Below are 3,440 nucleotides of genomic sequence, written 5' to 3' on the forward strand. Positions count from 1 at the left end.
GGCCAGCGCGTGCTGATCACGGCCGGGCCGACCTTCGAGGCCATCGACCCGGTGCGCGGCATCACCAACCGCTCCAGCGGCAAGATGGGCTTTGCCATCGCGCGGGCCGCGCGCGAGGCCGGCGCCGAGGTCACCGTGGTGGCCGGGCCGGTGGCGCTGCCGACGCCGCGCGAGGTGCGCCGCGTCGACGTCAGCTCGGCGCGCGACATGCACGCCGCGGTGCTGGAGCTGGCCGACGGCGCCGACATCTTCATCGCCACCGCGGCCGTGGCCGACTGGCGACCCGCCACCGAGGCCGAGCACAAGATCAAGAAAGACGGCTCGGGTCAGGTGCCCGAGCTCGGCTTCGTCGAGAACCCGGACATCCTGGCCGAGGTCGCGCATTCGGCGCGCGCCCAGTCGGGCGAGCTGTTCTGCGTCGGTTTCGCTGCCGAGAGCCAGGACCTGCTGGCCAACGCCCAGGCCAAGCGCGCGCGCAAGGGCGTGCCGCTGCTGGTGGCGAATCTCGGCCCGGCGACCTTCGGCAGGGACGACAACGCCCTGTTGCTGGTGGACGACGAGGACACGCTGGAGCTGCCACGCGCGAGCAAGCGCGTGCTGGCGCAGCAGCTGGTGGCGGAGATCGCGCGCCGCGTCTCGGGCTGGTCGGCATGAAGCTGGACGTCCGCATGCTGGACGAGCGCCTGCGCGAGCAGGCGCCGGCCTACGCCACGCCCGGCAGCGCCGGGCTCGACCTGCGCGCCTGCCTGCAGGCGCCGCTTGAGCTGGCACCGGGCGCCTGGGAACTGGTGCCCACGGGCCTGGCCATCCACCTGGCCGACCCCGGCTATGCGGCGCTGATCCTGCCGCGTTCGGGCCTGGGCCACAAGCACGGCATCGTGCTCGGCAACCTGGTGGGCCTGATCGACAGCGACTACCAGGGCGAGCTCATGGTGAGCGCCTGGAACCGCAGCGCCACCGCGTTCACGATCCAGCCCATGGAGCGCATCGCGCAGCTCGTCATCGTGCCGGTGGTGCAGGCGGAGTTCAACTGGGTGGATGCCTTCGCACCCACGACGCGCGGGCAGGGCGGCTACGGCTCGACCGGGCGCGGGTGATGCGAACCCCCTGTGTCGCTGCTCTCCTTCCCTCGGAGGGGGATGCACGCCGTGGCCAGGAGGAACCCCGGCCACGGCTGCCCCGATCGGCCTGCGCCGCGGCCATCGGAGCCGTGTCGCTTCATTCCGCATGTTCTCGAAGGCGAGGCGGCATGGACCCGCCTGTGGCGCGGCGGCTTACCAATGGATGCGAATCGCCACGGGGACTTTACGAAGACCGGTCACTGCCGCGACCGGCTTGTGCGTTAATGAATCGGGGGCGCGCCAATCGGTTGGCGTTGCCGACAACATCCAGGAGTGACCCATCATGAAGACCTCGCCTCGTACCCTTTTCCCCCTGCTGGCGCTCGCGGCTGCAGCCGCGCTGGCCGGCTGCGCGATGCCCGGCTATCAGCAGCCGATAGGCGGTTCCTACCCGGGGGGCGGCGTCAGCAGCCCGGCCTACGCACAATATGGCCGTGTAACGAACGTCGAGTTCGTGCGCGGTGGCGGTGCCTCGCAGGGTGTCGGTGGCGCGGTCGTGGGGGGCGTCGTGGGCGGCCTGGCCGGCCACCAGATCGGCGGCGGCAGCGGTCGCACGGCAGCCACCATCGTCGGCGCCGTCGGCGGTGCACTGATCGGCAATGCGCTGGAGCGCAACATGAGCGGCAGCGGCCAGGATTTCTATCGCGTCACGGTGCAACTGGACAACGGATCGGTGCGCAGCTTCGACTACGCGCAGGCGCCCAACGTCCAGGTCGGCGAGCGCGTGCGGGTCGAGGGCAACCAGCTCTACCGCTGATCCGGTACGCGCATCTGGATGGCACGAGGCGGGGCAGCCTGCGGCTGGTCCACGCCCTGCCAGGGGAGGGCGCAGCAACGGCTGGGGCTCGCGAGCCTTCGTAACGAGTCAGACCGCACCGGGCAGGAACGCCCGGCGCGCGTGGGTGCTGTGCAGCACTGCCCCTCAGTGAAGGTGTCTGCTGCCGGGCGCCATCGGTTGCAGTCGGAAGAAGCCGGTGCCAGCACTGCCGCGACCGACTTCATCCACTGTCGCTGCGCGCACGCGCGTCACGCGCAGGTGCAGGCGCAAGCCGATGCCGGCGAGCGGGTGGTTGCCGTCCAGCACCACGTGCTCGGGGTAGATCTCGGTGATGGTCAGCAGGGCCTCGCCCGCTGCCCCCTGCAATGTCCCGGCAGGCAGGGATGACGCCTCGATCAGCATGCCTTCCTCGATGCCCGTGGGAAGCACCTGGCGCGCCAGCAGGAACACGCGCTGTTCGTCGTAGTCGCCAAACGCGTCCTCGGGTTCCAGGTTGAGGTCCAGCTCGGCCCCGGCTTCGTGCCCTTGCAGGGCATTCTCGATGGCCGGCAGGAGGTCGTCGCCGCCCACCAGGAACTCGACCGGATCCTGCAGTTCATCCAGCGTTTCGCCCAGGCTGTCGCGCAGGGTCCAGGTGAGGGCGACGACGCAGGGCGCAGCGATTTCCATAAGAGCGATTGTCGCATCCAGCTGATCGGCCAGTGCCCGAGCGGCCATATCCTTGCGCGTGACCAACATGCGGTGGCAGTCCTGCTGCGGAAATCTCCCTGTTGCGTATCAGGGGCGGCTGTTGGCGCCAACCATGCAACACGCACCCGATGAGGTCGGCGTTCAGGCCAGGCGCTGCGGCATGGTTATCACCGGATTTGCGGAATCCGTCACGGAAAATCGCAGGTTCCGATGCGTCATGCAGTCGTCACCTGAAATTACACTCAAAAACAATAATTTGATTTTGTAAATATTCATGCATGCATGTGTGATCGGCGCCGGTATCGTTGGAGTCACCACGGCTCACCGCCTTGCCACCGAAGGCTGGCAGGTAACCTTGGTGGATGCGGCCAGTGTTCCCGCGAGCGGAACCAGCCATGCTAATGGTGGTCAGCTTAGCTACAACTTCGTGGAGCCGATGGCGAAGCCGGGCGTGCTGGGCAAACTGCCAGGCTGGCTGCTTGATCGCAACTCCCCCTTGCGCTTTCGCCTGCGCCTGGATCCCCACCAGTGGTATTGGGGTTTGCAATTCCTGCTGGCGCGCAACCCGCGCGTGGCCCGTCAGTCCACAGCGCATCTGCTTGCGCTCTCCAATCTGAGCCGAATCGCCTTGGGCGAGCTGATGAAACGCTCGCCGGTCGACTTTTGCCACAGCCGCAACGGGCGGCTGATCATCTACCGGACACTTGGTCTGTTGGAGAAGGTGCGCGTTCTCGAGACCTACAAGGCGGGGCTCGGTGAAACCGAGCAGCGCGTGCTCGATGCGGACGGCTGCGTCCGGCTAGGGAAACCCTGAACAACCCACCTTTTCAGTCCACCGAGGCGTAAAGTTG

The 3,440-nt window shown here is 67.8% G+C and carries 5 protein-coding genes; 4 read left to right on the plus strand and 1 reads right to left on the minus strand.

Translation table 11 applies throughout. The annotated features are described in order from the left end of the window. The 3 genes from PKA16_RS15715 to PKA16_RS15725 form a co-directional block, all read left to right on the plus strand. Positions 1-654: phosphopantothenoylcysteine decarboxylase (locus tag PKA16_RS15715; RefSeq protein ID WP_324404618.1), on the plus strand; the 654-nt coding region annotated here is incomplete at its 5' end. Then, positions 651-1,097, plus strand: coding sequence for a dUTP diphosphatase (dut, locus tag PKA16_RS15720; RefSeq protein ID WP_324404620.1), 447 nt, complete (start codon positions 651-653; stop codon positions 1,095-1,097). The genes PKA16_RS15715 and dut, both read left to right, overlap by 4 nt. A 307-nt stretch (positions 1,098-1,404) precedes the next feature. Next, positions 1,405-1,878 carry a glycine zipper 2TM domain-containing protein gene (locus PKA16_RS15725; RefSeq protein ID WP_324404623.1) on the plus strand — a complete coding sequence of 158 codons (474 nt, stop codon included), beginning with the start codon at positions 1,405-1,407 and terminating at the stop codon, positions 1,876-1,878. A gap of 165 nt (positions 1,879-2,043) precedes the next feature. Here PKA16_RS15725 and PKA16_RS15730 read toward each other — a convergent pair whose 3' ends face one another. Next, a complete protein-coding gene (locus tag PKA16_RS15730; protein ID WP_324404625.1) occupies positions 2,044-2,568 on the minus strand; it encodes a peptidylprolyl isomerase in 525 nt (174 codons plus the stop codon). 307 nt (positions 2,569-2,875) lie between these two features. Here PKA16_RS15730 and PKA16_RS15735 point away from each other — a divergent pair, with 307 nt between their 5' ends. After that, positions 2,876-3,403, plus strand: coding sequence for an FAD-dependent oxidoreductase (locus tag PKA16_RS15735; protein ID WP_324404627.1), 528 nt, complete (start codon positions 2,876-2,878; stop codon positions 3,401-3,403). Positions 3,404-3,440: the final 37 nt, after the last annotated feature.

Source organism: Ottowia sp., from assembly GCF_035325765.1.
Lineage (GTDB): Bacteria > Pseudomonadota > Gammaproteobacteria > Burkholderiales > Burkholderiaceae_C > Ottowia.

Excerpts from the sequence above, each read along its gene's own strand:
- dut (WP_324404620.1), top strand. The coding sequence starts at position 651 with ATGAAGCTGGACGTCCGCATGCTGGACGAGCGCCTGCGCGAGCAGGCG.
- PKA16_RS15725 (WP_324404623.1), top strand. The coding sequence starts at position 1,405 with ATGAAGACCTCGCCTCGTACCCTTTTCCCCCTGCTGGCGCTCGCGGCT.
- PKA16_RS15730 (WP_324404625.1), bottom strand. The coding sequence starts at position 2,568 with ATGGAAATCGCTGCGCCCTGCGTCGTCGCCCTCACCTGGACCCTGCGC.